Consider the following 26,492-nt stretch of genomic DNA (forward strand, 5'->3'; position numbering starts at 1 on the left):
GCCTCTGACATATATTCTTTGCTTGGTTAACAGAGGACGTTCGATGGCACTTGATACCTGGTTGATATACCTGTTGGCAGTTGCAGGCCTGTGCCTGACACCCGGGCCTAACAGTTTACTGGCACTCGCACATGGGGCGCTTTATGGGCACCGGCGTACCTGTATGACGATTGCCGGTAGCTTTGCGGGTTTCATGCTAATTGTCGCGCTGTCTTTGCTGGGCATTGGTGCGTTATTGCAAACCAGCGGTGAAGTTTTACTGATTATGAAATGGCTGGGTGCGGCGTATCTGATATATCTGGGTATTCAGGTATGGCGCAGTCCGGCGATGTCTCTGAATCAACCAACTCAGTCACAGGGAAAGAGTAATCTGGCTTTGTTTCGTACCGGGCTGACAACGGCACTTTCAAATCCTAAAGTTATTCTTTTCTTTGCGGCTTTTTTTCCGCAGTTTATTGATCCCGAGCGTTCATTGTTAAGCCAGTTTATTGTGATGGCGGCGACTATAGCGATCGTGGAGTTTACGGTGGAATACACCTTGGCTAGGGCAGCCTTTCAGCTGCGACCAGTGATAGAAAAGTCCGGCAAGATTTTTAACCGTTGTTGCGGGGGAATGTTTGCAGCTATTGGTCTGGCGTTGCCGTTTGGCAGTTAAAACTGTTATTAACAGTTTCTGAAATCATTGCAAAAATCTACCTACAAGCATTATTAATACACTGTCTAAAATAAAGCCCTGTAGCGACTGGGTGATGTTTTGAATTGCAGTTGAAAGCTTCGCTGTAGTTGTTTGATTGATGTGAAACCGCAATCTTCAGCTATCCGTTCAATGCTGCGATTGCTGTTTACTAGCAGATCCCGTGCTGCTTCAAGCCGCAGTTGAGTAATGGCTTTTGCAGGTGTGTTGCCGCTGAGTTTGCAATAATGACGATGAAAACTGCGTATGCTCATGTTGGCCTGTGCAGCGAGTACTTCAATGCTGAGATCTTTATGCAGGTTTTGTCTGATCCAGCTGTGCAGCGTATCGAACCGGCCTCCGGAATCCTGATTCTGTAATTCCAGTGGGATACTGAACTGAGATTGATTACCCGGACGTACCATATAAGTGACCAGTGATTTTGCCAGCCTCAGTGCCTCAGGCCGTCCAATGTCTTCGGCAACCATTGCTAACGCCATGTCTATACCGGCGGTGACGCCTGCCGACGACCAGACACCATCTTCAACATAAATAGAGTTCGGATCAACGTGCAGTTCGGGATAAGAATCTGCCAGTCGCTGACAGGCCTGCCAGTGGGTGGCTATGTTCTTGCCACTGCAAATGCCGGTTGCCGCAAGTAGAAATGCGCCAGTACAGATAGACCCGGTTCGGTAAGCGCTATTTAATCGTTGAGTGAGAGTGTTGATGAGCTGAGGGTTTTTGCAGGCGTCATGAACACCTTTACCGCCGGCAATTAGCAAAGTATGAGGTTTAACATCAGTTAGCTTTACTGTGCTAATAAATACACCTGTATCGGTGCGTATAAGCCCGCCATCAAGAGATGTCAGGCAGGTATTGTAAACCGGCTGTTGTTGGTACTCAGCATCAGAAAATACCTGTAATGCTCCACTGACATCCAGCAGCTTAACATCTGTAAATACCAGTAAAGCGATAAGTGGTCGATCATTGGAATTGGCATAAAATGTCGTCATGCTGTCATTTATGCCATATCGTTTGGTAATAGCATAGCTCTGTAAGTATTTATCAGATCAATTGCGGAGCAGTTTATGAGCCGAACATATATTTATCAGGCAGATGGCGTACCGGCAGCAACATCGCCAATTTCACATGCGGTAGTGTGTGGAGAAACGTGTCACATTTCAGGGCAACTGAGCGTTTACGAAGACGGATACCGAGCAGGAACTGCGAGGGAAGAAGCTGCACGGGCTTTTCAGCTGGTGTTTCTGATCGCAGAAGCGGCAGGGTTTAGTCGAGAAGAAATAGTGTACGTAGACATTGCTTTTAGTGATCTGGAACGTGACCTGGCAGCTGTGAATGAGCTGATAACGGAGCTATTCAGTGATTATCCTGCGCGCACTATATACGAAGCTAAGTGTTTGCCGTTCAGGGCAAAAGTTAAGGTGCAGGCAATAGCGATTCGCGTTGCGAAGTAATAGGATGAGCGTCTGGCTAAGATCGGTAAGTAAGACATCTAAGGGAAACAGGAAATGCAGAATACACTCACCGAAACAACAATTGGTAAGGTTGAAGCTGTACTGACAGGTAAAGCAGTGCCATATAGCCGTCCGGGTAAAACCAGTGCGATTCATAAGCAGCCGGTGAGCGGCAAAGTTCAGGTGACTGAGTCAGGACTTAGTGGTGATGAACAGGCGGATTTACGTGTGCATGGCGGGCCCCACAAAGCGGTGCATATATATCCGCGCGAGCATTACAGTAACTGGCAGTCTGAACTGGGTGATCTTGAGGTGCTGCAACAGGCGGGTGCGTTTGGTGAGAACATCAGCAGCCGGGGTCTTACAGAAGAAACGGTGTGCATAGGAGACCAGTTTCGTATTGGTTCCGTGTTGTTTGAAGTTTCTCAGGGTCGGCAGCCATGCTGGAAGTTAAATGATCGCTTTGATATCCGTGATATGGCCAAGCGAGTGCAGGATACTCGTCGTACAGGCTGGTATTTCCGGGTGCTGGAGGCGGGTGAAATTCAGGCCGGTGACGACATTATCCTAGCGAAACGTGCCTGGCCGGAATGGTCGCTGGCGCGTTTTATGGGGCTGATTTACGACGGCGTTCTTGATGTCGAACAGTTACGGGTGGCGTTAGAGTTACCGCTGGTTGAATCCTGGCAGAAATTGATTCGTAAGCGCTTGGAAAAAGCCGAAGTAGAAGACTGGTCACCGCGTATGGATGGCCCTGCAAAGGGCTGAGCAGGAGAGTACCTCACTATGTCACTTAAAACGCTACGTACACTGGCAGCCATTGTTCAGCAGGGCAGCTTTGCTGCAGCTGGCGAAAAGCTTGGCCTGACTCAGGCGGCGGTGAGTATTCAGGTTCGTCAGCTTGAGGAAGAGCTGGGAGCGCGGCTGTTTGACCGTATTGGCCGCAATCAGGTGCTGAATCCTGATGGGCGAAAAGTGTTGGAACGGGCTGAGAAAATCCTCGGGCTTTACGATCAGCTGGGGGAAGGCATCGGCAGCGAAAGTCAGTATCAGGGTGAGTTGTTACTGGGTGCCGTATTTAGTATTCAGACCGGCGGACTAGGGCTGGTGCTGGCCCGCTTACGGGCACGTTTTCCACTCTTGAAAATCAAAATACTGCGGGGCATGTCTATTGATCTAGCGGCCCGGGTTGAAAATGGCGAGCTGGATGCGGTGCTGATCACAGAGCCGCAACACAGTATTCGCCCGGAGCTGTGCTGGCAGACGCTGGAATCTGAGCCTTTTTATGTGGTGGCCCATAAAGATGTACCGGCGTTATCTGACAGCGAGATCCTGAGCCAATATCCGTTTATCCGGCTCGATCCAAGAGCCTGGGCGGGCAGCATGATAGATAATGAGTTGCGCCGCAGACATATTCAGACTAATGAAATGATGGAGCTGGATTCCCTGCAGGGGGCGCTGAATATGGTGAAGCAGAACCTTGGTGTGACGGTAATGGCGTTGGGTAAGTACCGCAGCGAGCAGTTGAAAAGCGACTTCCGACTGGTGCCTTTCGGTGATCCGGTTATTTACCGGAATATTGGCATTTATCAGCGGCATGATCATGCCCGTCAGGGACTGGTTCGGGTATTGATCGATGAGTTTACTGAAGCCTTTATTGAGGCGTCAGAAGGTTAAATTGGCAGCTTGAGTGTTGGATGTGTTGAAACCAGTAATGGCATAAGCATTTAAGAGCAGAAACCATTGCTGAAGAGTTTTAACTCATAAATAAATTTTAACATTTAAGATAAAAAGTATAATTTTTATTGTTGTTTAAGCAGGCGTAAGCTAGTCAGAAATCAAACCATATAGCTGTGAGATTTCTTCGGAGTCTGTTATGCCACTCGCCATTGAAGCCTTGATACCTGTAACCCTGACCGTGTTGATCGGTTATCTTGCGCGCCAGTATTTTAAAGTGGGTGAGCCTGTTTGGAACGGCCTCGAAAAACTCACCTACTATCTGTTTGCACCTTCTTTGCTGGTGGTTTCGCTGGCGAATAAATCATTGCAGGACCTTGCCTGGTTTGAAGTGTTTGCCACGTTGGTGATGGTGTTATTGTTTTGCAGCGCATTGATCGTGCTTTGGCAAAGTTTGATCCGGCCGGTAGATATGCCGTCTTTTACCTCTGTGTTTCAGGGAGGAGTGCGGTTTAACAGCTTCGTCGCTCTGGCGCTGGCGGATAACCTGTTCGGGGCTGAAGGCTTAATGATTGGCGCGTTGGCGACGGTTATTATTGTTATATCGGTGAATATTCTCAGTGTTTCCGTGTTCTCTGTGGCTAACCGTAAGGATGGTGGCTGGCTGAAGCTGCCGTATCAGTTGATTACTAATCCGTTAATTATTGGCTGCCTCATTGGCTTAACGCTTAACCTCAGTGGTATTGGCCTGACGGCTTCGCTGGATAATTTGTTACTGATGCTGGGTAAAACTGCATTACCAATGGCGTTGCTGGCAGTGGGTGCTGCGTTACGTTTAGGAAATGTTGGCAGCAGTATGGAGATGATTGCCTTTACCTCGGTTATTCAGTTTCTGGTGAAGCCGGTAGTGGCGCTGTTAATTGGCCAGTGGCTTGGGCTGGAAGGGCTGACAGTTATAGTGGTGGTGATTTTCATGGCGGTGCCTACTGCGCCATCGTCATATGTGTTGGCGCGTCAGATGGGTGGTAATGCTCAGGCAATGGCATCGATTATTACAGTGCAGACGCTGGTGGCTTTCTTCACGTTGCCTATTACGCTTAGTTTGTTGCTGCCAATGCTTAATGTGTAACTGAGTAAATTGCGCGATAGACGTTAATCTGAAAGCTGGGATTACCGGTGTTAACTGTTTCGCGCATTTACGCAGCAGATTTGTCGTATTCTGTTAGCTTGCAGTGCAACTTTTTGCCAGACCTTTTGCTATACTCTCGCGCCTTCACGGTCCGACCGTAACTGCATAAGGTTTATCATGTTCACTCACGAGTTTTTATATAACGCTGTCGGGATGCTCAGCTCCCTGATGTTTCTTGGCTGTCTGTTCGGGCTGGTGAAGCAATATCGCCGTATTAACGCTCGCAAAAATGATCCGCAGAACAGCGAAGCCGGTTATGCAACCCGTTCATTGTCAGTTAACAGCTTCTTTTCCAGCTTTGTCGCTTTTTATGCGTTCTTTCTCTATTCCATCATGCTGGTGGAAATAGATTATTACCTGTTCGTTACCCGGCTGCTTGCCGCTTCTATGACACTGGTTGTGTTGTACGAAATCTTCCGTGACCGCAAGCCTTTATCCCAGCGATTACCTTTCCTGTCGGGCGTGTTGCTGATGGCAGTGGCCATTCTGTGTATTGGCGTAAGGGAAGACAAGTTGTTTATTGGTCGTTCGGCGTCGATCTTCCTTGCGGTTGGTGCGACGTTGATAATGCTGCAGGGTGGTATTCAGCAGATTCGTAAGATCCGTGAAGAGAAGTCGACCGGTGCGTTGTCACTTTCGATGAACGTCATCTTTGGAATGAAAGATTTGTCCAACATCGCTTTTGGTCTGGTGATTGGTTTTGCTGATGGCTGGCCGCTAATTATGACGGGTACTGTCAGTGCGCTGACGAAAGCAGTGGTTATTCTTCAGTTTTATCTGTTTCGTGAGAAGCCGGCTGTCGCCTGATACATACCGGCTGAAACGCAGGGGCGGGTTTATCCTGCCCCTTGTTTTTTATTGTGTTGCCTTACAATCCATTCCGCTAGGCCGATTCCGGCCAGTACCAGTGTCAGCCCTACCAAGTGGTATATCTTAAATTCTTCCCCAAGTACCAGTACTGCAAGCAGCGCTCCAAAAATTGGTACCAGGTTAATAAAAATACCACCTCTGTTTGCACCGATACGGGCAACACCTTTGGCATAAAACAGTTGTGCCAGGAAGGATGGGAATATTGCTACGTAGATGATCAGTAAAACGTTATCGGCGTTGATCTCTGGCAGCCCGCGGCTCTGTGCGTTCCAGGCAATCAGTGGCAGCAGTACGGTAAGGGATACAACCGCCAGCGAAAAGATAAAGCTCAGGTCATGAATCTCGGGGCGCCAGCGTAAGCTGACGCTATATGCTGAATAGAAGACGATTGCGATGATCATAATGGCATCGCCGCGGTTGAGGCCTTCATTCAGTAACATTGCCGGGTTGCCCTGGGTTACCGTGATGATAACGCCAATAGTAGCAATAACGACACCGAGAACTTGTAAGCCAAATACCTGCTGACTAAACAGAACTCGGTTCAAAAGCATGATGACTACCGGAATAGCAGCCTGTTCAATAGATACGTTAATAGCACTGGTATAGTGGAGCGCACCATATAAGCAGAGGTTAAAGCCGACAAAGCCGAAACCGCCCATAAGTGCCAGCTTCCACCAATTTTCTCGGATGGCAGGCCAGTCTTTCTTCAGATGTGCACGGGCCATAAACCCAATTAGTGCGACGGCAAATACCCAGCGTAGAAAGGTAAATTCTATGGCATTCCATTCGGTTATCGCCAGTTTACCGACCACCGCATTACCGCCCCAGAACAGCGGCGCTAAAGCCAGCAATAAGTAGGGTGATGATAAGGTGTTATTACGTGTGTCTGACACTGGGTTCGTCCATGGCTTGTTATGAGCAGACGGCCATACTGAAGTAAAAAATCCAGATTGTCAGCAGAAAGTTAGCGGCCATTCTTTGATTAGTGTGGCGGTCTTTTGTGATACAAAAAGCAAATCTGAATATTTTATCAGGAAGTGAAAAATGGAGTGCTTATTTGCAGGGATTGCATGTTTGATAGTGTTTCTGTTGTTGAGGCATTTATTGCTGAGGCCTGCGTTGACCAGATAAAGAATGCCAGCAGAATATTAAACCCTTGATCAGGTGTTTTGAGCATCATAAACGTCTCGAAATAGACTATGATCAGGGTAGTTTTGATGGATCAGACGGCGGTGGAGACTAAATATGTTAACGGGTTTAAATCATATAACGCTGGCAGTCAGGGATATTGATGCATCGCTTGGGTTTTATATTGAGTTGTTAGGTTTTTCTGGCCATGTGAAGTGGGAGCGGGGTGCATATCTCTCATTGGGGGATTTGTGGCTGTGTTTATCGCTGGATGAGCCGGATACAAAAAGTGATTATAGTCATATCGCGTTTGATACCAGGCAGGATGATTTTAATCAGGTTACCCGGTTATTGCAGGAAGCAGGTGTTACCTGCTGGAAGACTAATCAAAGTGAAGGGGATTCCCTGTATTTGTTAGATCCGGATGGGCACAAGCTAGAGATTCACTGTGGTAGTCTGCAAAGCAGGCTGACAGCTTTACAGAAAGAACCTTATAAGGGGCTTGTCTGGTTGTAACTTAGGACCTTAGTTAAACGATATCTAATATTATATTTCCAAAAATATTGAAATATATTTATCATTGGCATATATTGAACCCAGCTCAGCAACCAAGAGCGTTTGGAATAGAAAATGGAACACGAAATAGCAGCGCAGCGCCTTGCAGAATTAGGCCACACTACCCGTTTAGCCGTTTTTCGGTTGTTGGTAAAAGCAGGGCGTGATGGTCTGCCGGTAGGGGATATACAGAAGCATCTGGATGTTGCCGGGCCGACGTTATCGCATCATATTAACCGACTCAAAGGGGTTGGTTTGTTGACCCAGCGCCGCGAGGGCAGAACCTTGTACTGTATTGCAGAGCTGGATGCCTTGCGTGAACTGACAGGCTTTCTTGAGTCTGAGTGTTGTACTTTGTAAACGATATGATCTTCTATGCCTTGCCGCTATTTATGTGAGCTAAAAGAGACGCAGCCATTTGGGCTGCATTTTTTTAACTATATAATTTGATATATTTAGAAATATTAAATTAAATTTTCAGAGGTGAATCATGTTCAGTGAAGGTTTCCTGACACCAGAAATGCAAGTGATGCTGCAGGAAAGCGGTCTGATGTTTTTGCAGTTGTTTACTGAGTTAACGGTATTGTTTCTGGCAATCAGCTTTGCGGTGGGGCTGATTAATCAGAAGTTACCTGCTGAAAAAATACAGCGGCTGTTAGGTGCGCGCAGTGGTCGGGGTTATATAACCGCTGCCGGGCTTGGTGCGGTAACACCGTTTTGCAGTTGTTCAACCATACCTATGCTGGTTGGTTTGTTAAAAGCACGCGCCGGTTTTGGTCCAACAATGACTTTTCTGTTCACATCGCCGTTGTTAAACCCGATAGTAATTGCACTATTCATACCTGTGTTGGGTCTGAAAGTTACCCTGTGGTATGCAGGATTAGCGCTTACTGCTTCGATCCTGGCTGGTTACTTATTGCAAAAGTTTAATTTTGATCGCTTCATCAAAACGGAAATGCTTGAGTCAGGTAAAAAAGGCTGCGGCAGTGGTGCAGAGAGTTGCTCTACAGACTCAGCTAGTGGCTGTAAGCCTGCTGTACCTGACTCAATATGGCAGAAAGCCTGGGCTGACAGCTGGGGTCTGTTCCGGAGCATGTTTCCGTATATGTTGATAGCAATGCTTATAGGTGCGGTTGTACATGGTTTCGTGCCAGCAGATTTTTTTGCAGAAGTAGCCAGTACGGATAACCCTGTTGCTGTGCCAGTTGCTGCACTGATCGGTATTCCGTTGTATATGCGGGTGACTGCTCTGATGCCTTTAGTTGGCTCGTTTCTGGCAAAAGGTGTCAGCATGGGGGCGATTATCGCACTGGTGATAGGCAGTGGTGGTGCGAGCCTGCCTGAGGTAATTCTGTTACGCCGGTTGTTTTACTGGCCATTACTGGCCGCGTTTTTAAGTGTGATCTTTACAATGGCTGTACTGGGGGGCTTTGCATTCGATCATATTATTCTTACCTGAAGTGGGTTAGGTTTTTACTGCATGTTTGTTGGTATATTTTATTTAGATATTACATTAACTTAATGGCTTAATTTACTGTTATATAAACGATATTGTCTTTTTGGTGCGAAGAGAAATGGATGGTTTGGCAGTAAGGCTATGCTCAAAATAAACGCCGTTATCAAAAGGGTAACGGCGTTTTGCTATTCAGTAATTACTGATTAGAAGTCCTGATGCGGGCCGAATACTTCGTAGTGGATCTGTTCTTCAGTAGCGCCCAGGGTGATCAGTTGCTGTTTAATAAAACGCATGAAAGGCGTAGGGCCGCACAGGTAGAAGTCGCCATTGCTCAGTGGTAATTCTTCACTGATCTGACTCAGATCCATCAGGCCGTGATGGGTGTTTTTGGCATCGCTGTGGTCCTGGTTGTACCAGGTGTGGGCAGTGAGTGGCAATACTTCAGTCAGATGGCCAACGCGTTTTCTGAAAGAATGCTGCTCAACGTTTTCACAGGCATGCAGGAAGTGCACCGGCTGGCTATAGCCTTGTCCGGCCAGAGTTTCCACAATGCTGACCATTGGTGTCAGGCCGACGCCGGCTGAAATCGCGACAACCGGGCGTTGCTGGTCAGTGAAGAAGAAGTCACCTGCTGGTGCCAGCAGTTCAACTTCTTCATTGAGGCGCAGGCCGTCATGCAGGTAGTTTGATACCAGTCCAGGAATACCCATTGCTTCACGCTTAACCGAAATACGGTACGTTTCGCCATTGGCTTTATCTGACAGAGAGTACTGGCGAATTTCAATGTGTTCGCTACCGGTAGGCGTCACTTTAACACCCAGGTATTGGCCAGGCTGGTAGCCAATGACTGGCTTGCCATCGATTGGCTCGAATACCAGGCTCTTAACCAGCTCTGATTCGATACGCTTTTCGATCAGGCGGAAGCGGCGTGGGCCTTCCCAGCCACCCTCGGTAGCTGCACGTTCTTTATAAAGAGTACCTTCACGGTTTATGAATACTGAAGCCAGCAGTCCGTAGGCGGCAACCCAGGCTTCTTCGATCTCAGGTGTAAAGGCATCTGATGCCAGCTCGCGCAGAGTCTCTATCAGATGGTGGCCAACGATGTCGTAATGCTCAGGTTGGATGTAAAAGCTGGTATGTTTCTGCGCGATACGTTCTACAGCTGCCGTCAGAACCGGCAGATTATCAATATGGGTTGCGTAAGCTGCCAGTGCATTGAATAGAGCCACAGACTGACCACCGCTCTGCTGATGGCTCATGTTGAAAATATCTTTAAGCTCCGGGTTGTGCTTAAACATCCGGACGTAGAAATGTTCAGTGATCTTGCTGCCAACACTTTCCAGCAGGGGAATGGTGCTTTTAACGGTATCGATATGTTGCTGGGATAGCATAGAATTTCCTTCTTAGGTATTGCTTGTTATAGGTTTAGATTTTTATAGATTCAGTCTGTCTAGCGGGGTTATGCGTTACACAGGCCGTAGTGGTTATCTTGTTTGCGCAGCTTTTCAGCTTGCAGTATCTGCTTGTGATATTGCTTTATGCGGTGCTGGCCAGTGAGGCGAAGTACGTAACCAAACTTCAGGCCAGTAGCAAAAATAAGCATGCCGATATGGCTGATAATCTGGATCTGTAATGTCACCTGATCAGGTATGACGTAGGCGGTGAAAATGGTTGCCAGGAGCATTACAACCGAGCAAGTGAGTAAGCTGTTGCCGGCGGTTACCAGGGTGTTTGCCCGCTGCAGTTCTGCAGCCAGTTCCAGCTGTGTTGGCAGGGGTGTCAGCAGGGCAGCTGAAGTGTTATCTGGCCGCTCAAAGTCGGGCAGTGACTTGTTATTAGAGTTACTTATCATGACAGGTACTTCCTTTTTCGGTGACGTCAGAAACGTCGCCCTGTATCGCATAGACTGTTTTGCACCTGTGCCGGTGCTTTATGTCTTTGTTATTACAGGATACGTGCCATTATTTTAAAATTACTATAAAACAAATATTTATGATGGTTTATTAAAGTTAATTTAAAATATAGAGGTCAAAATGACTCTGTAAAATAAAGGTCTATTTGACATATTTGTGTATTTATTACTTCTGCATGCATATAATTCATCAGTAACCTGATTGGTGTAGATAGCTACCTTGACCAGGCTGATTAATCAGTTTTGAGAGAAAACATATGAGCCCGCTTTCCCATACTGCGCTGTTGCAACTTGCTGTCGATATGGCTAACAGTGTGACCGCCAGTGATCGTTTTGAGCGCTTACTAAACACAGTGCGAAGTCACATTCAGTGCGATGCTGTTGTCTTACTGAGGTTGCAGGGTGAAGTGTTAAAACCACTGGCTCAAAAAGGGCTGCACCGGGAAATTCTCGGGCGTCGTTTTACACTGCAGGAGCATCCCCGTCTGGCAACAATTCATGCTTCTACTGTGCCGGTGAGATTCTCTTCTGATTGTGATTTGCCTGATCCTTATGACGGCATGTTGCCGGAGCACGATGGCGATTTACCTATTCATGCCTGTATGGGTCTACCGCTGTTGGCAGATGATCAGATCATTGGTGTGCTGACGATGGACAGTATGCTGCCGGGAGCATTTGATGATATTCCCGGGCGCTCACTTGAGCTGATTGCTGCTATGTCGGCGGCAAGCCTGAAAACGGCTATGTTGCTGGAGCGTCTCGAGCATCATTCCCAGCATGTTGAAAGTGTTGTTGCTGAGCTAACCCAGGAGGCATTGAATAAAGACGGCGGTGAGCTGATAGGTGACAGCAATGCAATGCAAAAGCTGCAACGGGAAATTACCTTAGTTGCACCTTCTGACTATGCGATTCTGATTGAAGGTGAAACGGGGGTAGGTAAAGAGTTAATTGCCCGCACCTTACATAGCCGTTCGAATAGAAGCCAGGGACCGCTGGTATATGTTAACTGTGCGGCTATTCCGGAGAATCTGGTTGAAAGTGAATTGTTTGGTCACGTGAAAGGTGCCTTTACCGGGGCTGATCGAAACCGGGCGGGTAAATTCAGCCTGGCGGATGGCGGCACGCTGTTTCTCGATGAGATAGGTGAATTACCACTGGCTGCCCAGAGTAAGCTGCTTAGGGCGCTGCAAAGTCATGAAATACAGCCGGTTGGTCAGGATAAAGTTGATAAGGTTGATGTACGGGTGCTGGCAGCAACCAACCGTGTGCTTGAAAAAGAGGTCGCAGAGCAAAGATTTCGGGCTGATCTGTATCACCGGCTTAATGTGTATCCAATAAAGGTGCCGCCATTGCGCGACAGACAAGGTGATGCCGCGTTACTGGCCGGTTATTTCTGTGAGGCGACAAGGCGTAAGCTTGGTATGCGTCAGTTGTTGCTGAGAGATGATGCGGTGCAGGTGCTGGATGCTTATGACTGGCCAGGGAATGTCCGTGAGCTGGAACATGTTATAAGCCGTGCAGCACTGATTGCCCGTGCAGCCAGCGCAGGCAGCATTGTTCAGGTGCAAGCCGAGCATTTAGGGCTACTGATGCCACAAATAGCAAATACTGCCGATATCTCTGAAGAGGTTTCTTCAGAACAGGATAAGCATGAAGCTGACTCAGCGTTCGCAAGCGGGGTTGAAGGAAGTAGTTCTGATAATAGCGGGCCTGTATTTGTTCCTGGGGCAAGTGAGGGGTTAAAAACAGCGACAGAGGAGTTTCAGAAGCAGCTGATTCTCCGGCAGTTGCAGCATAACGATGGAAACTGGGCCGCAGCAGCGCGGGATTTACAGACAGACCGGGCAAATCTGGTGCGTCTGGCGAAAAGGCTCGAAATCGAAGTAGTCAGGGAAATTATTGTTAGATAAAGAACTGTCAGGTGAAGGGCTGTCAGATGAGGGCAGCCAGATGAAAGAGGATGAAGCAAGGATGCACAGTCCGGCTGAAAGGCTGGTTTAGGGTTTATAAGACATTTCAATCGATACGGGTTTTGAAATAGCTTCTGTAATACATTTTTTCGACATTTCAGTGTGTAAAATTGTCGCCGCTTGCGGAATTCTTTCAACGTCTGAATGCAGACATGTGTTTGTCATATTTGACATTTATTATTGCAGCTTTTGTGCTTTTTCAGGTAAATGGCTTTTCAGCTAAATCTAATTTTTACAGGTTTGTATATGCAATCCCCAGACTCATCTTCTAACTCTTCAACTGATTCTAACTTTGATCCCGAACGGGCTGACATACCTCAGTCATCAGTCTTGCAGGTATTTCTGACGTTTCTTAAGCTTGGTTTTACGTCTTTTGGCGGGCCTGTGGCACATATAGGTTATTTTCGTACTGAGTTAGTCGAAAAGCAGCGCTGGCTGACAGATAGTCAGTTTGCTCAGCTGCTGGCTATTTGCCAGTTTTTGCCGGGGCCGGCGAGCAGTCAGATGGGGTTTAGTCTGGGATTAATGCGTGCAGGCTGGGGTGGTGCGCTGGCCGCATTTTTGGCTTTTACTGGTCCATCGGTCGTGCTGATGTTGCTGTTCGCATATTGTTTACCGTATTTTTCAGGCGAAGCGGGAACAGCAGCGATTCATGGCTTAAAAATTGTTGCGCTGGCCGTGGTCGCGCAAGGTGTGCTTGGCATGTCCCGGCAGCTCTGTCCGGATAATACCCGTGCTGCAATGGCGCTGTTGTCAGCGGCAGTAGTGCTTATTATTGGTACCGCTTCAGTTCAGTTATTACTTGTCGGGGCGGGTGCTGCAGCAGGTATCTGGCTATGTCGTGATGTAAAGCCAGAACCAGCGGCTGCGTTACAACTTAATTATGGCGTTAAATTTGGCTGTACCTGCCTGGCTATATTCGCTCTGTTATTTGCAGGTTTACCGCTGTTAAGCGATGGCAACGGTGTTGTGGCAGCAATTCAGGGGTTCTATCAGGCCGGAGCAATGGTTTTTGGTGGCGGGCACGTAGTCTTGCCAATGCTTGAAGATGCAGTTGTGGCGCCGGGCTGGATCAGTTCAGAAGATTTTCTGGCAGGTTATGGGGCTGCACAGGCATTGCCTGGCCCAATGTTTTCTTTAGCGGCTTACCTGGGCAGTGTGCTGCCTGATGGCCTCGGCGGTGTTGGTGGCGGATTACTGGCTGTACTGAGTATTTTCCTGCCGGGTTTCCTGCTATTGGTGGGCTGCCTGCCGTTGTGGCAAAAAGTATCTCAGGGAGCGTCAGCGGCGCGGGCTATTGCGGGTGTTAATGCGGTTGTTGTTGGCTTGCTGGGGGCTGCGCTCTATGACCCTATTTTTGTCAGTGCAGTGACTGAACCGGTAGATCTGGCAATAGGTGTAATTGGCTTTCTTATGCTGGTTATCTGGCGTTTGTCGCCGCTGTGGGTCGTGCTCTGGTGTGTAGCGGCAAGTCTTACATGGGCGCTGGCTTAACGTCGGTTAGCAATAAGGTTACACGTATAAAAAAAGCGGTGCTGACTGTCAGGCTGGGAAGCATTGAGTCAGACCGCTTTGGGGACGTACGTCTAAAGGGAAATCAGAAGTTGTATCTTAAGCCGAGGCTAATGGCGTCAAAATCCAGGTCACCGCTCTGGCTGGTGTTTTGTAAGCCTCCCGGGCCGCCACCGAAACGGTTCAGATCTACATCATCGATCGCTACATAGCGGTATTCTGCAAAGCCGGTTAACTGATCGGTGAACTTCACATCTAATCCCGCCTGTACCTGATACGCGAATGCATTATCGCTGTCGGTAATGTTGGCGGTTGGTCCGTAGGAAATACTGCTGTCGACATCCGCATATCCTATGCCTACACCAATATAAGGGGTAAAGGTGTCGGAGGAGGTGGCAAACTCCTGAGTGACGTTAAGGAATAATGTTTTAGTTTCAATGCTACCGCCTACAGACTGGCCGTTTGCCGGGAAGTTGTTGCCATTGAAATTTACACTCTCAGTATCGTTTTCAGTCGCCAGGTATTCGGCTTCGATACGGATGTTGCCGAGAGTGTTAGCTTCATAGCTGTAACCGCCGGCAATGCTGAATGCGGTGTCTTCATCGAAGGCAGCAGTAACGTTACGGCCTGTGCTGTTAAGTGAAGTGTCGTCAACGTCAGCGCTGAGAATGCTAATTTCGCCGTACCAGCCATCATCTGCCTGTGCGAGAGGTGCGCTTATTACACCTGCCAGAACCAGTGTGGAAACTAAACTGCGTTTCATAAATGTACTTTGCATCGATTTTTCCTGTCATTAAAACCTGTTGCCAGGTTCCTGCTTAAAGTTACTCATTAGTGGTTCAGGTTCACATCGCATATTTTAATTGTTAGCCATTAAATAGTGCACAATTAAATTGTAAGGATTATGACTTGTGATTCAAAGATTAGTTCTGAGAGTTGTGAAAATATTTCAAATGATCAGCAGAGATGTGAGCGGATAGAATTTGTAAGCAAGCTCGTTGCTACGTATTACTACGTAGATGGGAAGGTGAATACGTAAAGAGTCTAAGTAGTTTTATCTGAGTAGTTTTAGTCAGTCTGTTGCGAAGTATTGCGAATATTTTGCTGGCGTAGGTTTTGTCAGACTTGATTCATGGGGGTTGCGCCTGCTGATACGTATTGCAGATGCAGCTGTTCTTTGATGATGAGCGGCAGGAAAGTGGTCACACAGACTCGCTGCGAGGATGACAATAACAATGCTAAACCTTAAAAATCTGAAGATGAAAGCCGCTAAGAAGCTGGCACTGGTTGCGACCTGTGCGGCAGTGCTGGCGAGTCCGGCGATGGCCGCGGACAAAGTTTATCGCCTTAAACTGGCTGAAACCTGGCCGACAAACTTCCCGATATTCGGTGATGCGACCAAGAACATGGCGGCGCTGGCGGAACAAATGTCTAACGGACGTCTGAAGATCACCATTGATTCTAAGAACAAGCATAAAGCGCCATTCGGTGTATTTGATATGGTACGTTCTGGTCAGTATGACATGGGGCATTCTGCGTCTTACTACTGGAAAGGCAAGGTACCTAATACGCTGTATTTCACCACTATGCCGTTTGGCATGACTGCTCCTGAACAGTATGGCTGGTTCTACTATGGCGGTGGTCAGGGGTTAATGGATGAGGTGTACGGTAAGTACAATCTGATGTCTTTCCCCGGCGGTAACACCGGTAACCAGATGGGTGGTTGGTTCCAGAAAGAGATTAATTCTCTGGAAGATCTGCAGGGCCTGAAGATGCGTATCCCAGGCTTCGCTGGGGAAGTGCTGGCAAAGCTGGGTGCTAAGCCAACCAATATTCCTGCAGGTGAGCTTTATACCGCGCTTGAGCGTCGCACGATTGATGCACTTGAATGGGTAGGCCCATCACTTGATTTACGTATGGGCTTCCACAAAATTGCGCCTTACTACTACACAGGCTGGCATGAGCCTGCAACAGAGTTGCAGTTCCTGATCAACAAGAAGAAGTTCGAGCGTTTGCCTGAAGATCTGCAACAGATTCTGAAAACGGCGATGCGTACCGCTGCGTATGACATGTACATCCAGTCTTACCATGCGTCTGCTCAAAACTGGGACAACATGAAGAAAGAGTTCCCGAATATTGAAGTGAAATCTTTCCCGCAAGACGTTGTAACGGCGATGCGCCAGGCTAACGATGAACTGCTGGCTGAAAAGGCTGCTGCGGATCCGCTGGCGAAGAAGATTCTTGATTCTCAGGCTGATTATCTGCAGAAAGCCCGTGCCTGGACCAATATCTCTGATAAGGCCTACCTGGATAGCGCCGCTGCTCAATAACGCATATTAAGCTCAACTGGCCTGCGGACGTTATTTGTCTGCAGGCTGTCAGAATGTCAGGAGCAGTTATGCTGTTAGTCCGTCTTGAGCAGATCATCAATAGTTTTTCCGAGCTGTTGGGTAAGGTGTCTGCAATCCTCTTTATAGCCATGCTGTTTAACGTGTTTTATGACGTTGTCATGCGCTATCTCTTTAACGATGTTTCGATTGGTATGCAGGAGTTGGAATGGCACCTGTATGCATCAGTTTTCCTGCTCGCAGTGCCTTATACCCTTAAAGCTGGCGGCCATGTTCGTGTTGATCTTATTTACGAACGCCGTAGTACAGCAACTAAAGCGCTGATTGATATGTTCGGCACGCTGATTTTGTTAGTGCCGTTCTGTGGGCTAGTCGGCTGGTACGGTATCGGCTTTGCTTACGAAGCCTGGGAGCTTGGTGAGACCTCCGGTGATCCGGGCGGTTTGCCATATCGCTGGATTATTAAAGCGGTCATTCCATTCGCCTTTTTCGCCATGCTGATCAGTGGCATTGGTTTATTCCTGAAATCTCTTAATGTCCTGCTGGGTAACAGTCAGCCGGATGATTATCAGCCACCACAACATTAAGGAGGCATTATTATGATTGGTATAGTCATGTTTATAGTGGCCCTGCTGATGCTGTTGGTAGGTTTTCCTGTGGCGTTTACCTTTGGCGGTATAGCGCTTATTTTTGGTGTTTTCGCTGAAGGTGCTGAGATGTTTGCCTTCATGCCTTTCCGTATTCAGAGCATTATGGAAAACACTGTGCTGATGGCAGTGCCATTGTTTATTTTCATGGGGATCGTACTGCAGAAGACCCGCCTTGCGGAGCAGTTACTTGAATCCATGGGTAAGTTGTTCGGCGGTGTACGCGGTGGTCTGGCAATTTCAACTGTATTAGTGGGTGCGTTGCTGGCAGCGTCTACCGGTGTGGTTGGTGCTTCAGTGGTGGCAATGGGGCTTATTTCACTGCCGGTTATGCTGAAGTACAAGTACGATAAGTCGCTTGCCTGCGGCACCATCTGTGCGTCAGGTACGCTGGGGCAGATCATTCCGCCATCGATCATCCTGATTATTCTTGGCGATGTACTAGGCATTCCTGTAGGAGATCTGTTTAAGGCTGCGGTTGGCCCTGGGTTTATTCTGATTGGCGTATACGTGCTGTATATCCTGATCTATACCTGGTTGAAGCCTGAAGCTGCGCCGGCATTGCCGCTGGATGATGATGTTTCAAGCAAGGGTGAGCAGTATCGTAAAGCATTAATCGCAATCGTACCGCCGCTGGCGCTGATTCTTGTGGTACTGGGTTCTATTTTTGCCGGTATTGCGACGCCAACTGAGTCTTCAGCTTTAGGTGGTGTCGGCGCAATTGTTCTGGCTGCGTTGTACCGCCAGTTCAGCTGGGAAATGGTTTACAACTCTGCATTGGAAACCGTCAAAGTAACCGCGATGGTGTTTGCGATTCTGTTAGGTGCTACGGCTTTCTCGATGGCGTTTACTTATACCGGTGGTGATTACATTGTTGAGGAAATACTGACGGACTTACCGGGTGGGGCGACTGGCTTCCTGATTTTGTCGATGCTGGCGATTCTGGTGCTGGGTTTCTTTATCGATTTTGTCGAGATCAGTTTTATCATCGTACCTATATTAGCGCCGGTTGCTGATGCGCTTGGAATTGCACCGGTGTGGTTCGCGATACTGATAGCAATGAACCTGCAGACCAGCTTCCTGACGCCACCATTTGGTTTCAGTTTGTTTTATCTCAAAGGGGTTTCACCACCGTCGATACGAACGGTTGATATCTATAAAGGGGTCATGCCATTTATCCTGATGCAGGTGGCAGTTGTTATCTCTATATTGCTCTTCCCTGAGTTTTACGGACTCACCTGACGGAGAGTGCTCAGCCCGGCTTACTTTAAGTACGCCGGGCTTTTTTAGTTTTACGGTATACTGCAGCCAGCGTTTGCTGCAGTTAAGCAGATCTTCTGCGATGTTCTGTATGTTTGATAAGGCCCGGTATGAAAGCTGTCATTACCTCTTTAAAAGCAAAAATTCTGCTGTTATCTATTATCCCGCTGATTCTGGTGACAGCGGCGATTACGGTTATTAGCCTGAGCCAGGCAAAGCAGTTATCTGAGCAGGAAATTCAAACTTTCGAAGAAAACTTATTACGTTCAAAGCGTCAGGAACTACAGCATTATGTAGGTCTGGCGATGACCTCTATTTCGCACATTCTGGCAGATGCCGATACCATTGATAAGTTTTCTGAAGCCCGGGTAAAGGCTATTCTGCACAGCCTGACATACGGAGATGATGGTTATTTCTTTGTCTATGATATGCAGGGCAGAAGTCTGGTACATCCGATACAGCCTGAACTCGTCGGTCAGAATTTATATGATCTGCGGGATACTTACGGCAATTTTGTTATTCGTGATTTATTAACCTTAGCGAAGGAAGGCGGCGGTTTTTATCGGTATGTATGGCGTAAACCGTCTAAAGGGGGCCTGGAAGATAAACTGAGTTATGTGGTGCAAATCCCTAAGGTTAACTGGATGTTGGGAACTGGCCTGTATATTGATGACATTGCCAAAGAAGTTGCCGCTACCCGGGAAAAAGTAACCGCCAATATCCGTAATACGTTTCTCACGGTTGTTGTTATTCTGGCGGGTACTGTGGTGATCATCGCCTTGCTGGGCGTCGGTATTAATGTACGTGCTTCGCAGCTGGCGGACACCCGGCTGAGAGAAGTGGCACACAGCTATGTTCAGTCACAGGTTATCCAGCGGCGTAATTTTGCCCGGGAATTACATGACGGTATTAATCAGTTGATGGTATCAGTCAAATTCAGAATCGAGCTTGCCAGAGATAAGCTGGACCAGCCTGAGCAGCGGGCATTGAGTGAGTTAGAAAAAGGCAGTGAAGTGCTGAATCAGGCGATTCAGGAAGTGCGGCGCATTTCTCATGACCTGCGGCCAATTTTGCTGGATGATCTTGGCTTAGAGTCAGCTCTGCACAGTATGACCGATGATTTTGCAGAACGTACCGGTATTGATGTGGAGTTAAGTCTGGATTTGCCGGACCAACGGCTAACAGATGATATTGAGATCACTCTGTATAGGGTGTCACAGGAAGCGTTAACCAATATTGAGCGGCATGCGAATGCCCGTCAGGTGTGGCTGACGGTATGGCAAAAGGATCGTATGATCTGGGTTGAGATTAAAGACGATGGCCAGGGTTTTAGCTGTTCCGGTCAGGGCAGTGATGATTGTGGTATTGGTTTGATGAATATGCGTGAGAGAACAGAAATTCTCAGTGGTGATTTCAGCATTCGAAGTAAGCCCGGTGGTGGTACCCGGGTGCGGGCTGGATTAGCGCTGGTGTAGTAATGTCAGCTAACCTGAGTGAGTCTTAGCGGTATAGGTTAAAAAGGACGACTGATGAGCGATACAAAAATCAGAGTTGTGCTGGTGGATGATCATCCGCTGGTTCAGGAAGGCATTATTGCCCGACTTGAGAGCGAAGCTTCGCTTGAAGTTGTGGGGGCGGCGAATGATGGCCAGCAAGCGCTGGAACTGATTGCTGAGGCTAAGCCTGATGTCGTGCTGATGGATATCTCAATGCCCGTAATGACAGGCTTTGAGGCAACTGAACGGCTACGCGCTGAGCAACCGGATGTACGGGTGCTGATTCTGAGCATGCATGAAAACCGTGAGTATATTCTTAAGCTTATTCAGTGCGGCGCTGCCGGCTACGTGCTTAAAGATGTGTCATCCGGTGAGTTGGTGACGGCAATTCAGACGGTGCACCGTGGCGGTACTTACTTCAGCTCAGGTGCTTCACAGTCACTGTTCGGTCAGGCTGATTTAGCAATGCTGGCACCAGGTTCAGAGTCAGAAACGCTGACCGGCCGTGAGCAGGAAGTGCTGAAGCTACTTGCTGAAGGGGCGAGTAATAAAGATGTAGCCCGGCAGCTGGAAATATCAGTACGTACCGCCGAGACGCACCGGCAGAATATTAAAAATAAGTTAAATATTCAGACTTCTGCTGGTTTAGTGCGTTACGCAATTGAGCATAAGCTGATAGATTAGGTAGCCAATACTGAGGATATCAGAAGGTTTTGCTCTATATGGAAAACAGCAAAAAACATCTGGCGTATGCCGTGCTTGAAGATGGTCGTAAGGTTGCGATTGATGCTAAATCGCTGGTCATTGAAATGGTTGGCGGTGAGGCGGTAGAAATAGATTTAGACGTAGCCCCTTATCCGGGCGCGGGCCTGGCAGTGGCAACGCCGCCTTATGCTGAGCGTGATCAGCGATCACCGCTGGGCTGGCCAAGAATAGTGGTGCGTCCCGGTGCAGCTAACCTGTTAGAGTTGTGTATTGAAACCCCTGCGGAAAAAGCCGAAGACTGATGCTTCGGCTTTTTTTATTCAGTTAGTTATTTCACGGTATATCGCCGGTTTAATGTCCAGCAGTTTAGTCTGATCCAGACAGTCGAGCCCGTTCACTGTGATTCTATCTGCTGTAATCTTGCTAATTGGCAATACTGCAACACCAATAGGGTTTGGCCTTATCGGGCTGCGCAGAGCAAAGGTGCCTTTGTCCCCACGACTGGTACTCGGCTTACCGTTGTGCCAATAGTCGTTGTTCCAGATGTTGCCAGTATCACCCAGCCAGTAAAGCACCATAATATGTTGCCCGGTTTCAAGTCCTTTCAAATCATGCTGATATGCCGGATCAAGCTCAATGGTACATTCAGGTCCATTAAAGTTAATGTTGCGGGGGCATTCATCCAATGATTTATAAGGTGTACGGATTTTGCCTATGAATGTCAGTGTTGTTTGCATCAGCCATCCTCTTTTGCTGTTGATATAGCGTAAACAAAAATAGTAACCAGAATCAGCGTGCCACCGATGATGCTCGCTGCAGGGGGAATCTCGCCAAAGAAGCCAAAGGCCAGCAGTGGCGCAAATACAGCTTCAATCATCAGGATCATGCCAACTTCCGGTGCGGTGATGTAACGGGTTGCTGTTTGAGATAGGACCCGGCCGAAAGGTGCGGTAAATAATCCCATCGCTCCCATGATGATCCAGGTGCTGGTGCTGAATGTAGAAGGGGATGCTAAGAAGAACATTACTATTGCCAGAAACAATCCCCCCAGACCGACGCTGGCCATACGGCTGACGTCTTGATACTTACGTAGCAACGTTTGGTTGAGTGATAAGCAGGTGACTGCAAATACGGCCTGTGCATCACCAATCAGGTTACCTGACTGAAAAGAGCCTGAAACCACAATTCCTATTCCGATCATCACAGAAGTAATCGCAATCCAGGTCGAGCGCCGGGTTACTTCACCCAAAAAGATGCGGCTGAAAACAGCAGCCAGTGCTGGCGCTGCGCTAAGGATGACAAAGGTATTAGCAATAGAGGTGTTCTTGATGCTAAGTACCAGTCCAGACGCGCTCCCAAGCATTAGTAAACCAGAGAAAATGACCGGCCAGCCGCTGTTTTTCAAGGTTTTTATCAGACCCCGTTCATCCCGTAACTGAATGAATAGCGGCATCGAAATCGCCGTGAATAAGCCAAACAGGAAAGCGGTGTCGAATCCGCTAACCCCTGAAAAGCGGATAAAAATCGGATCAAAGCTCATCAGTAAGGCCCCGAGCAAGGCGAGGAGTATGCCTGTGGTTTGGGCGCTTTTTTGCGTAAAGGATCGGGTGAGTTGATTGTTCATGTCGTGCTCCTGTTAAAAATCATACTTGGTAGTATGATTTATGAGATTTGCACGTATGTCAATAAAATCATACTATGAGGTATGATTTTTATCTGGTGAGGTTAAATGAGCAAAATCGAACAAAACAGGGAAAAAAAACGCCGGGCAATACTGCAGGCTGCGCAGGAAGTGTTTTTGTCAGAAGGCTATGTCATAGCGAGTATGGATAAAATTGCCGCAGGGGCCCAGGTAACCAAGCAAACGGTGTATCGCTATTACCCATCAAAGGGGGAGTTGTTTAAAGCTACGTTGCAGTACATGGGGGAAAACTCAGAACTGGATTTTATATTTCACTTGCAGGCGTCAGATGTCCGGGAAGCTATGTATCGTTTTGCCCGTGGTTTCATTGAGTTTCATTTAGCGGATGAGCACTTAGCGACTTACCGGTTGTTGGTATCTGAGAGTGCCAAGGCACCCGAAATGGTTGCCAGTTTCATGGAAGTTGGCCCGGATGATACCAGCGCAAGGTTGGCAGAATTCTTCATTGAACGATTAGGTATTGCTGAACCTGAAACCGCAATAAGGCTATGGTCAGGAATGTTACTTAGTCAGCGGGCTGGTGCACTGTTAGGAATGGAAAAACCGGATCAGGCGGCAATGGAGTCGCTGGCTGAATCTTCGACGGATTTTTTGTTAGCGGGGCTGGGTAAGTCTGCAATCTGAACTTCAGACTGCAGACTTGAGCGAGGTTAAGCTTCGCCGAGGAAATCACCACTCTGATGCGACCAGAGTTGTGCGTAGATACCACCTTTGTTCAGCAGTTCCTGGTGATTGCCTTCTTCAACAATGCGGCCTTTATCGAGCACAATCAGGCGGTCCATCGCCGCGATGGTTGATAAACGATGTGCAATGGCGATAACGGTTTTGTTTTCCATCAGACGGGTGAGGTTTTGCTGAATAGCCGCTTCTACTTCAGAGTCCAGCGCTGAAGTGGCTTCGTCCAAAAGCAAAATCGGCGCGTCTTTAAGTAATACCCGGGCGATGGCGATACGTTGTCGCTGGCCACCGGAAAGCTTCACACCGCGTTCGCCAACTTGTGCGTCATAGCCTGTGCCGCCCTTGGGGTCGCTGAGGCTATCGATGAACTCATCAGCCTGTGCCTGAGCAGTAGCTGCCCGCATTTCGTCTTCGCTGGCGTCAGGGCGGCCGTAAAGGATGTTTTCCCGAATACTGCGGTGTAACAGGGAGGTGTCCTGAGTAACCATGCCGAGATGGCTGCGCAGACTTTCCTGATTGACGGCGGTGATGTCGGTACCGTCGATGCTGATCTTACCTGCATCGAGATCGTAAAAGCGCATTAAGAGGTTAATCAGTGTGGATTTGCCCGCACCGGAGCGGCCCACTAAGCCAACTTTTTCGCCGGGTTTAATGCGTAGGTTCAGGGACTCAATCAGCGGAATGCTTTCGCCATAGTTGAAGCTGATATTGTCGAAGTGAATTTCACCACGGTTCACCTGTATTGGTGGGGCGTTAGGCTTATCCTGAACGCTTTGTGGCTGGGCAAGGCTGGACATACCATCAACCACAGTGCCGATGTTTTCAAACAGGTTACTGACTTCCCACATGATCCACTGAGACATGCCGTTCAGACGCAATGCCAGGCTGACGGCAATGGCAATTGCACCTGCGGTAATGGCGTTATCGTTCCATAGGTACAGTGACAGGGCCGTGATATTGAATACCAGCAGGTAGTTATTAATCTGCACCAGTACATTAAGTTTGGTGACCAGACGCATTTGCCGGTAAACCGTGTCCAGAAAGCCCTGCATATTGTCTTTTGCGTAGGCTTCTTCGCGGTCGGTATGGGAGAACAGTTTGACTGTGGCAATGTTCGTGTAGCTGTCGACAACTGCGCCGGTCATCATAGAACGGGCGTCTGCCTGTTCAGTAGAAACTTGCTGTAACCGGGGTAAAAAATATCTCTGAATGGCGACATAGCAGGCTAACCAAAACATCATTGGAAGTAACAGTAAAGGGTCTGCCTGAGCGACCAAAACCATTAAAGATGTAAAATAAACTACAATATAAACAAATACATCCAGGACTTTTGTAATGCTTTCTCTAAGGGCGAGTGAGGTTTGCATAACCTTGGTTGCAATGCGTCCGGCAAAGTCATTCTGGTAAAACGCCATGCTTTGTTTTAGCAGGTAACGGTGCATAGACCAGCGGATGGCCATCGGGTAATTGCCCAGAATCCCCTGGTGAATTATGGCCGAGTGAAAGAATACCAGTAGCGGTAATATCACCATTAACAGCACAGCCATTAATGTTAAATGGGTGCCATGCTCAGCGAGAATTTCGGTGGTGCTTTTAGAGGAAATCCAGTCGACCAGATCGCCCATAAAGCCAAATAAAATGACTTCACTGATCGCCAGAGCAGCGGTCAGTAAAGCCATAAGCAGTAACTGAGATTCAGCACCGCGAGTGTAATAGCGGCAAAAGGCAAACAGTTTGTTAGGCGGTTGCCGGTCGCCGTGATCGGGAAATGGAGCGATCAGTCCTTCGAAAAACTTCAGCACAGAGTGTAGCCTGCAATATAGATACGGTTAGCGGCGGCTCTGCACTGAGAGCCGTCATTCCACGAGCGCAGATGTTATGCGAATCGGGCCTTCAAGGGTACGGTGTACCGGACATTTATCGGCAATTTCTAACAGCCGTTGCCGTTGGTCCGGAGTCAGGTCTCCCTGCAGGTCGATTAAGCGTTCGATGACATCAATACGCGGGTTGTTCTGGTCTGCTGCCTGGCAGTCGCTGCAATGCTGGCGGTAGTGCTTTAGGCTGACGTTTACGGCGTCAAGCGGCAGATTTTTTCGGTTGGCGTACATGCGTATTGTCATCGAGGTGCAACTGCCAAGCGCCGATAATAATTGTTCATAAGGGTCAGGGCCAGCATTACCGCCACCAACATTTACAGGTTCATCGGAAAGCCACTGGTGATGGTCGGTATTCACCACCCGTAAAAACTGTTTATTACCTTCCCGGATGACTACTTCGCCTTTTTCTATCTGCTCAGCAGGCGCGTCAGGCAAAGGGGTTGAATCAAGATATTTTTCAGACCACCCACTGATGATGGCAGCAGCATAAGCTGCATCTGCTTTGTTGGTTAACAGGTGGTCGGCACTGTCCAGGCTGATAAAGCTTTTGGGGTGCTTGGCACGACGGTAGATATGCTCAGCTTGTTGAATAGATACCGTGGTGTCGAGTGGCGAGTGCATGACCAGTAAAGGTACTCTTAATTGTTCGATGTCGTCATTTTCGCTGCGGATATCATCCAGAAATTGTTTTTCTATGGTGAAGTGACGACCACCCAGGCTGACATCTGCCTTACCCTGAGAGTCTATCTCTTCTACATGTGCTGAAAACTGTTTGGCAACGTGTGCAGCATCCGCAGGTGCGCCAATGGTGGCGACGGCGGCAACTTCAGGAATACGGCTTGCTGCGGATAATACCGCACGGCCGCCCAGGCTATGGCCGATCAGTAGGGCAGGTGCCTGATGGTGTTCCCGCAGATAATCTGCCGCTGCAACCAGATCATTCACATTGGATGAGAAGTTAGTGTTAGAAAAGTCGCCGTCACTGCCACCCAGGCCAGTAAAATCAAAACGTAATACAGAAAAGCCCAGCGCTACCAGGCTTTGGGAGATTCGGGTAGCTGCGAGGACGTTCTTGCCACAGGTGAAGCAATGGGCGAATAGTGCGCAGCCCCTTGAGTTTACTTCGGGGGTTTCAAGTAAACCTGCAAGTTGATGACCGTTACTGCTAAAGGTGACTTTCTGGCGTTGGGCTGGCATAGGTGATTCCCTTTTAAGACATGCTTTTAGGCAAACATTTTTAAATATGACCGGTGTAGTGTTTCGAGGTTCCGGTTGTACGTGGTTTGGAAGTATTTGGAGTATAGGCTTAGCAGATGATTAATGGCGTTGGAGGTTATTGTCAGAGGGGCGGTTGTGAAAGCC

Annotated in this window: 27 protein-coding genes; 18 read left to right on the forward strand and 9 right to left on the reverse strand. The window is 48.2% G+C overall.

What is annotated here, in order from left to right; all coding sequences use genetic code 11:
- The first annotated feature begins 43 nt into the window (after positions 1-43).
- The gene (locus OCU49_RS10925; protein ID WP_261845018.1) at positions 44-655 is read left to right on the forward strand and encodes a LysE family translocator; all 612 of its coding nucleotides are present in this window, start codon (positions 44-46) and stop codon (positions 653-655) included.
- A gap of 65 nt (positions 656-720) precedes the next feature.
- Here the strand turns inward: OCU49_RS10925 and OCU49_RS10930 are convergent, their stop codons facing one another.
- Positions 721-1,686 (reverse strand): GlxA family transcriptional regulator, encoded by a 966-nt coding sequence (locus tag OCU49_RS10930; RefSeq protein WP_261845019.1) that lies wholly within the window; start codon positions 1,684-1,686, stop codon positions 721-723.
- A 75-nt stretch (positions 1,687-1,761) separates the two neighbouring features.
- On the opposite strand from OCU49_RS10930, the gene OCU49_RS10935 reads away from it, so the two are divergent.
- From OCU49_RS10935 to OCU49_RS10955, 5 genes are all read left to right on the forward strand, one after another.
- Positions 1,762-2,148, forward strand: coding sequence for a RidA family protein (locus tag OCU49_RS10935; protein WP_261845020.1), 387 nt, complete (start codon positions 1,762-1,764; stop codon positions 2,146-2,148).
- 54 nt (positions 2,149-2,202) lie between these two features.
- The gene (locus OCU49_RS10940; RefSeq protein ID WP_261845021.1) at positions 2,203-2,916 is read left to right on the forward strand and encodes an MOSC domain-containing protein; all 714 of its coding nucleotides are present in this window, start codon (positions 2,203-2,205) and stop codon (positions 2,914-2,916) included.
- Positions 2,917-2,934: 18 nt separating this feature from the next.
- Complete coding sequence (locus tag OCU49_RS10945) at positions 2,935-3,825, forward strand: LysR family transcriptional regulator (RefSeq protein ID WP_261845022.1); 891 nt, start codon at positions 2,935-2,937, stop codon at positions 3,823-3,825.
- Positions 3,826-4,024: 199 nt separating this feature from the next.
- Positions 4,025-4,954 carry an AEC family transporter gene (locus OCU49_RS10950; RefSeq protein WP_261845023.1) on the forward strand — a complete coding sequence of 310 codons (930 nt, stop codon included), beginning with the start codon at positions 4,025-4,027 and terminating at the stop codon, positions 4,952-4,954.
- 177 nt (positions 4,955-5,131) lie between these two features.
- The gene (locus OCU49_RS10955) at positions 5,132-5,821 is read left to right on the forward strand and encodes a hypothetical protein (RefSeq protein WP_261845024.1); all 690 of its coding nucleotides are present in this window, start codon (positions 5,132-5,134) and stop codon (positions 5,819-5,821) included.
- Between the two features lie 29 nt (positions 5,822-5,850).
- On the opposite strand, the gene OCU49_RS10960 is transcribed toward OCU49_RS10955, so the two are convergent.
- Complete coding sequence (locus tag OCU49_RS10960) at positions 5,851-6,777, reverse strand: DMT family transporter (RefSeq protein ID WP_261845025.1); 927 nt, start codon at positions 6,775-6,777, stop codon at positions 5,851-5,853.
- A gap of 352 nt (positions 6,778-7,129) precedes the next feature.
- Here OCU49_RS10960 and fos point away from each other — a divergent pair, with 352 nt between their 5' ends.
- The 3 genes from fos (at position 7,130) to OCU49_RS10975 (ending at position 9,026) form a co-directional block, all read left to right on the forward strand.
- Positions 7,130-7,528, forward strand: coding sequence for a fosfomycin resistance glutathione transferase (fos, locus tag OCU49_RS10965; protein WP_261845026.1), 399 nt, complete (start codon positions 7,130-7,132; stop codon positions 7,526-7,528).
- A gap of 114 nt (positions 7,529-7,642) precedes the next feature.
- Positions 7,643-7,927, forward strand: a complete 285-nt coding sequence (locus tag OCU49_RS10970; protein ID WP_261845027.1) for an ArsR/SmtB family transcription factor — start codon at positions 7,643-7,645, stop codon at positions 7,925-7,927.
- A 130-nt stretch (positions 7,928-8,057) separates the two neighbouring features.
- Entirely contained in the window at positions 8,058-9,026 is a 969-nt protein-coding gene (locus OCU49_RS10975) for a permease (protein WP_261845028.1), read from the forward strand.
- 200 nt (positions 9,027-9,226) lie between these two features.
- On the opposite strand, the gene hmpA is transcribed toward OCU49_RS10975, so the two are convergent.
- Together hmpA and OCU49_RS10985 are read right to left on the reverse strand one after the other, a co-directional pair.
- Positions 9,227-10,414 (reverse strand): NO-inducible flavohemoprotein, encoded by a 1,188-nt coding sequence (hmpA, locus tag OCU49_RS10980; RefSeq protein ID WP_261845029.1) that lies wholly within the window; start codon positions 10,412-10,414, stop codon positions 9,227-9,229.
- A 68-nt stretch (positions 10,415-10,482) separates the two neighbouring features.
- Positions 10,483-10,875: a hypothetical protein gene (locus OCU49_RS10985; RefSeq protein WP_261845030.1), complete on the reverse strand. Its 393-nt coding sequence runs from the start codon at positions 10,873-10,875 to the stop codon at positions 10,483-10,485.
- A 317-nt stretch (positions 10,876-11,192) separates the two neighbouring features.
- Between OCU49_RS10985 and norR the strand changes: the two genes are divergently transcribed.
- Together norR and chrA are read left to right on the forward strand one after the other, a co-directional pair.
- Positions 11,193-12,845: a nitric oxide reductase transcriptional regulator NorR gene (gene norR / locus OCU49_RS10990; protein ID WP_261845031.1), complete on the forward strand. Its 1,653-nt coding sequence runs from the start codon at positions 11,193-11,195 to the stop codon at positions 12,843-12,845.
- Positions 12,846-13,151: 306 nt separating this feature from the next.
- On the forward strand, positions 13,152-14,399 hold the full coding sequence (gene chrA / locus OCU49_RS10995) for a chromate efflux transporter (RefSeq protein WP_261845032.1): 1,248 nt from the start codon (positions 13,152-13,154) through the stop codon (positions 14,397-14,399).
- A 103-nt stretch (positions 14,400-14,502) separates the two neighbouring features.
- Here the strand turns inward: chrA and OCU49_RS11000 are convergent, their stop codons facing one another.
- Complete coding sequence (locus OCU49_RS11000) at positions 14,503-15,195, reverse strand: outer membrane protein (protein WP_261845033.1); 693 nt, start codon at positions 15,193-15,195, stop codon at positions 14,503-14,505.
- A 481-nt stretch (positions 15,196-15,676) separates the two neighbouring features.
- On the opposite strand from OCU49_RS11000, the gene OCU49_RS11005 reads away from it, so the two are divergent.
- The 6 genes from OCU49_RS11005 to OCU49_RS11030 all read left to right on the forward strand — a co-directional run bounded on the left by OCU49_RS11005 (position 15,677) and on the right by OCU49_RS11030 (position 21,175).
- Complete coding sequence (locus OCU49_RS11005; protein WP_261845225.1) at positions 15,677-16,747, forward strand: TRAP transporter substrate-binding protein; 1,071 nt, start codon at positions 15,677-15,679, stop codon at positions 16,745-16,747.
- 68 nt (positions 16,748-16,815) lie between these two features.
- Positions 16,816-17,352: a TRAP transporter small permease subunit gene (locus tag OCU49_RS11010; protein WP_261845226.1), complete on the forward strand. Its 537-nt coding sequence runs from the start codon at positions 16,816-16,818 to the stop codon at positions 17,350-17,352.
- 12 nt (positions 17,353-17,364) lie between these two features.
- Positions 17,365-18,654, forward strand: a complete 1,290-nt coding sequence (locus OCU49_RS11015) for a TRAP transporter large permease (RefSeq protein ID WP_261845034.1) — start codon at positions 17,365-17,367, stop codon at positions 18,652-18,654.
- A gap of 128 nt (positions 18,655-18,782) precedes the next feature.
- Positions 18,783-20,147 (forward strand): cache domain-containing protein, encoded by a 1,365-nt coding sequence (locus OCU49_RS11020; protein WP_261845035.1) that lies wholly within the window; start codon positions 18,783-18,785, stop codon positions 20,145-20,147.
- A gap of 54 nt (positions 20,148-20,201) precedes the next feature.
- The gene (locus OCU49_RS11025; protein WP_261845036.1) at positions 20,202-20,852 is read left to right on the forward strand and encodes a response regulator transcription factor; all 651 of its coding nucleotides are present in this window, start codon (positions 20,202-20,204) and stop codon (positions 20,850-20,852) included.
- A 38-nt stretch (positions 20,853-20,890) separates the two neighbouring features.
- Positions 20,891-21,175 (forward strand): hypothetical protein, encoded by a 285-nt coding sequence (locus OCU49_RS11030; protein ID WP_261845037.1) that lies wholly within the window; start codon positions 20,891-20,893, stop codon positions 21,173-21,175.
- Between the two features lie 18 nt (positions 21,176-21,193).
- On the opposite strand, the gene tsaA is transcribed toward OCU49_RS11030, so the two are convergent.
- Both tsaA and OCU49_RS11040 read right to left on the reverse strand, forming a co-directional pair.
- A complete protein-coding gene (gene tsaA, locus OCU49_RS11035) occupies positions 21,194-21,610 on the reverse strand; it encodes a tRNA (N6-threonylcarbamoyladenosine(37)-N6)-methyltransferase TrmO (protein ID WP_261845038.1) in 417 nt (138 codons plus the stop codon).
- On the reverse strand, positions 21,610-22,497 hold the full coding sequence (locus tag OCU49_RS11040; protein ID WP_261845039.1) for a DMT family transporter: 888 nt from the start codon (positions 22,495-22,497) through the stop codon (positions 21,610-21,612). The genes tsaA and OCU49_RS11040 overlap by 1 nt, the downstream gene beginning before the upstream one ends.
- A gap of 105 nt (positions 22,498-22,602) precedes the next feature.
- Between OCU49_RS11040 and OCU49_RS11045 the strand changes: the two genes are divergently transcribed.
- A complete protein-coding gene (locus tag OCU49_RS11045; protein WP_261845040.1) occupies positions 22,603-23,199 on the forward strand; it encodes a TetR/AcrR family transcriptional regulator in 597 nt (198 codons plus the stop codon).
- 26 nt (positions 23,200-23,225) lie between these two features.
- Here OCU49_RS11045 and OCU49_RS11050 read toward each other — a convergent pair whose 3' ends face one another.
- Together OCU49_RS11050 and OCU49_RS11055 are read right to left on the reverse strand one after the other, a co-directional pair.
- Positions 23,226-25,055 carry an ABC transporter ATP-binding protein gene (locus OCU49_RS11050; RefSeq protein WP_261845041.1) on the reverse strand — a complete coding sequence of 610 codons (1,830 nt, stop codon included), beginning with the start codon at positions 25,053-25,055 and terminating at the stop codon, positions 23,226-23,228.
- 54 nt (positions 25,056-25,109) lie between these two features.
- Positions 25,110-26,327: a bifunctional alpha/beta hydrolase/OsmC family protein gene (locus OCU49_RS11055; protein WP_261845042.1), complete on the reverse strand. Its 1,218-nt coding sequence runs from the start codon at positions 26,325-26,327 to the stop codon at positions 25,110-25,112.
- Positions 26,328-26,492: the final 165 nt, after the last annotated feature.

Origin of the sequence: Aliamphritea ceti, from assembly GCF_024347215.1 — a bacterium.
Lineage (GTDB): Bacteria > Pseudomonadota > Gammaproteobacteria > Pseudomonadales > Balneatricaceae > Amphritea > Amphritea ceti.

What these genes read in the sequence shown, in the direction of transcription:
- OCU49_RS10925 (WP_261845018.1), top strand. Translation starts at nt 44, where the DNA reads ATGGCACTTGATACCTGGTTGATATACCTGTTGGCAGTTGCAGGCCTG.
- OCU49_RS10930 (WP_261845019.1), bottom strand. Translation starts at nt 1,686, where the DNA reads ATGACGACATTTTATGCCAATTCCAATGATCGACCACTTATCGCTTTA.
- OCU49_RS10935 (WP_261845020.1), top strand. Translation starts at nt 1,762, where the DNA reads ATGAGCCGAACATATATTTATCAGGCAGATGGCGTACCGGCAGCAACA.
- OCU49_RS10940 (WP_261845021.1), top strand. Translation starts at nt 2,203, where the DNA reads ATGCAGAATACACTCACCGAAACAACAATTGGTAAGGTTGAAGCTGTA.
- OCU49_RS10945 (WP_261845022.1), top strand. Translation starts at nt 2,935, where the DNA reads ATGTCACTTAAAACGCTACGTACACTGGCAGCCATTGTTCAGCAGGGC.
- OCU49_RS10950 (WP_261845023.1), top strand. Translation starts at nt 4,025, where the DNA reads ATGCCACTCGCCATTGAAGCCTTGATACCTGTAACCCTGACCGTGTTG.
- OCU49_RS10955 (WP_261845024.1), top strand. Translation starts at nt 5,132, where the DNA reads ATGTTCACTCACGAGTTTTTATATAACGCTGTCGGGATGCTCAGCTCC.
- fos (WP_261845026.1), top strand. Translation starts at nt 7,130, where the DNA reads ATGTTAACGGGTTTAAATCATATAACGCTGGCAGTCAGGGATATTGAT.
- OCU49_RS10970 (WP_261845027.1), top strand. Translation starts at nt 7,643, where the DNA reads ATGGAACACGAAATAGCAGCGCAGCGCCTTGCAGAATTAGGCCACACT.
- OCU49_RS10975 (WP_261845028.1), top strand. Translation starts at nt 8,058, where the DNA reads ATGTTCAGTGAAGGTTTCCTGACACCAGAAATGCAAGTGATGCTGCAG.
- hmpA (WP_261845029.1), bottom strand. Translation starts at nt 10,414, where the DNA reads ATGCTATCCCAGCAACATATCGATACCGTTAAAAGCACCATTCCCCTG.
- OCU49_RS10985 (WP_261845030.1), bottom strand. Translation starts at nt 10,875, where the DNA reads ATGATAAGTAACTCTAATAACAAGTCACTGCCCGACTTTGAGCGGCCA.
- norR (WP_261845031.1), top strand. Translation starts at nt 11,193, where the DNA reads ATGAGCCCGCTTTCCCATACTGCGCTGTTGCAACTTGCTGTCGATATG.
- chrA (WP_261845032.1), top strand. Translation starts at nt 13,152, where the DNA reads ATGCAATCCCCAGACTCATCTTCTAACTCTTCAACTGATTCTAACTTT.
- OCU49_RS11000 (WP_261845033.1), bottom strand. Translation starts at nt 15,195, where the DNA reads ATGCAAAGTACATTTATGAAACGCAGTTTAGTTTCCACACTGGTTCTG.
- OCU49_RS11005 (WP_261845225.1), top strand. Translation starts at nt 15,677, where the DNA reads ATGAAAGCCGCTAAGAAGCTGGCACTGGTTGCGACCTGTGCGGCAGTG.
- OCU49_RS11010 (WP_261845226.1), top strand. Translation starts at nt 16,816, where the DNA reads ATGCTGTTAGTCCGTCTTGAGCAGATCATCAATAGTTTTTCCGAGCTG.
- OCU49_RS11015 (WP_261845034.1), top strand. Translation starts at nt 17,365, where the DNA reads ATGATTGGTATAGTCATGTTTATAGTGGCCCTGCTGATGCTGTTGGTA.
- OCU49_RS11020 (WP_261845035.1), top strand. Translation starts at nt 18,783, where the DNA reads ATGAAAGCTGTCATTACCTCTTTAAAAGCAAAAATTCTGCTGTTATCT.
- OCU49_RS11025 (WP_261845036.1), top strand. Translation starts at nt 20,202, where the DNA reads ATGAGCGATACAAAAATCAGAGTTGTGCTGGTGGATGATCATCCGCTG.
- OCU49_RS11030 (WP_261845037.1), top strand. Translation starts at nt 20,891, where the DNA reads ATGGAAAACAGCAAAAAACATCTGGCGTATGCCGTGCTTGAAGATGGT.
- tsaA (WP_261845038.1), bottom strand. Translation starts at nt 21,610, where the DNA reads ATGCAAACAACACTGACATTCATAGGCAAAATCCGTACACCTTATAAA.
- OCU49_RS11040 (WP_261845039.1), bottom strand. Translation starts at nt 22,497, where the DNA reads ATGAACAATCAACTCACCCGATCCTTTACGCAAAAAAGCGCCCAAACC.
- OCU49_RS11045 (WP_261845040.1), top strand. Translation starts at nt 22,603, where the DNA reads ATGAGCAAAATCGAACAAAACAGGGAAAAAAAACGCCGGGCAATACTG.
- OCU49_RS11055 (WP_261845042.1), bottom strand. Translation starts at nt 26,327, where the DNA reads ATGCCAGCCCAACGCCAGAAAGTCACCTTTAGCAGTAACGGTCATCAA.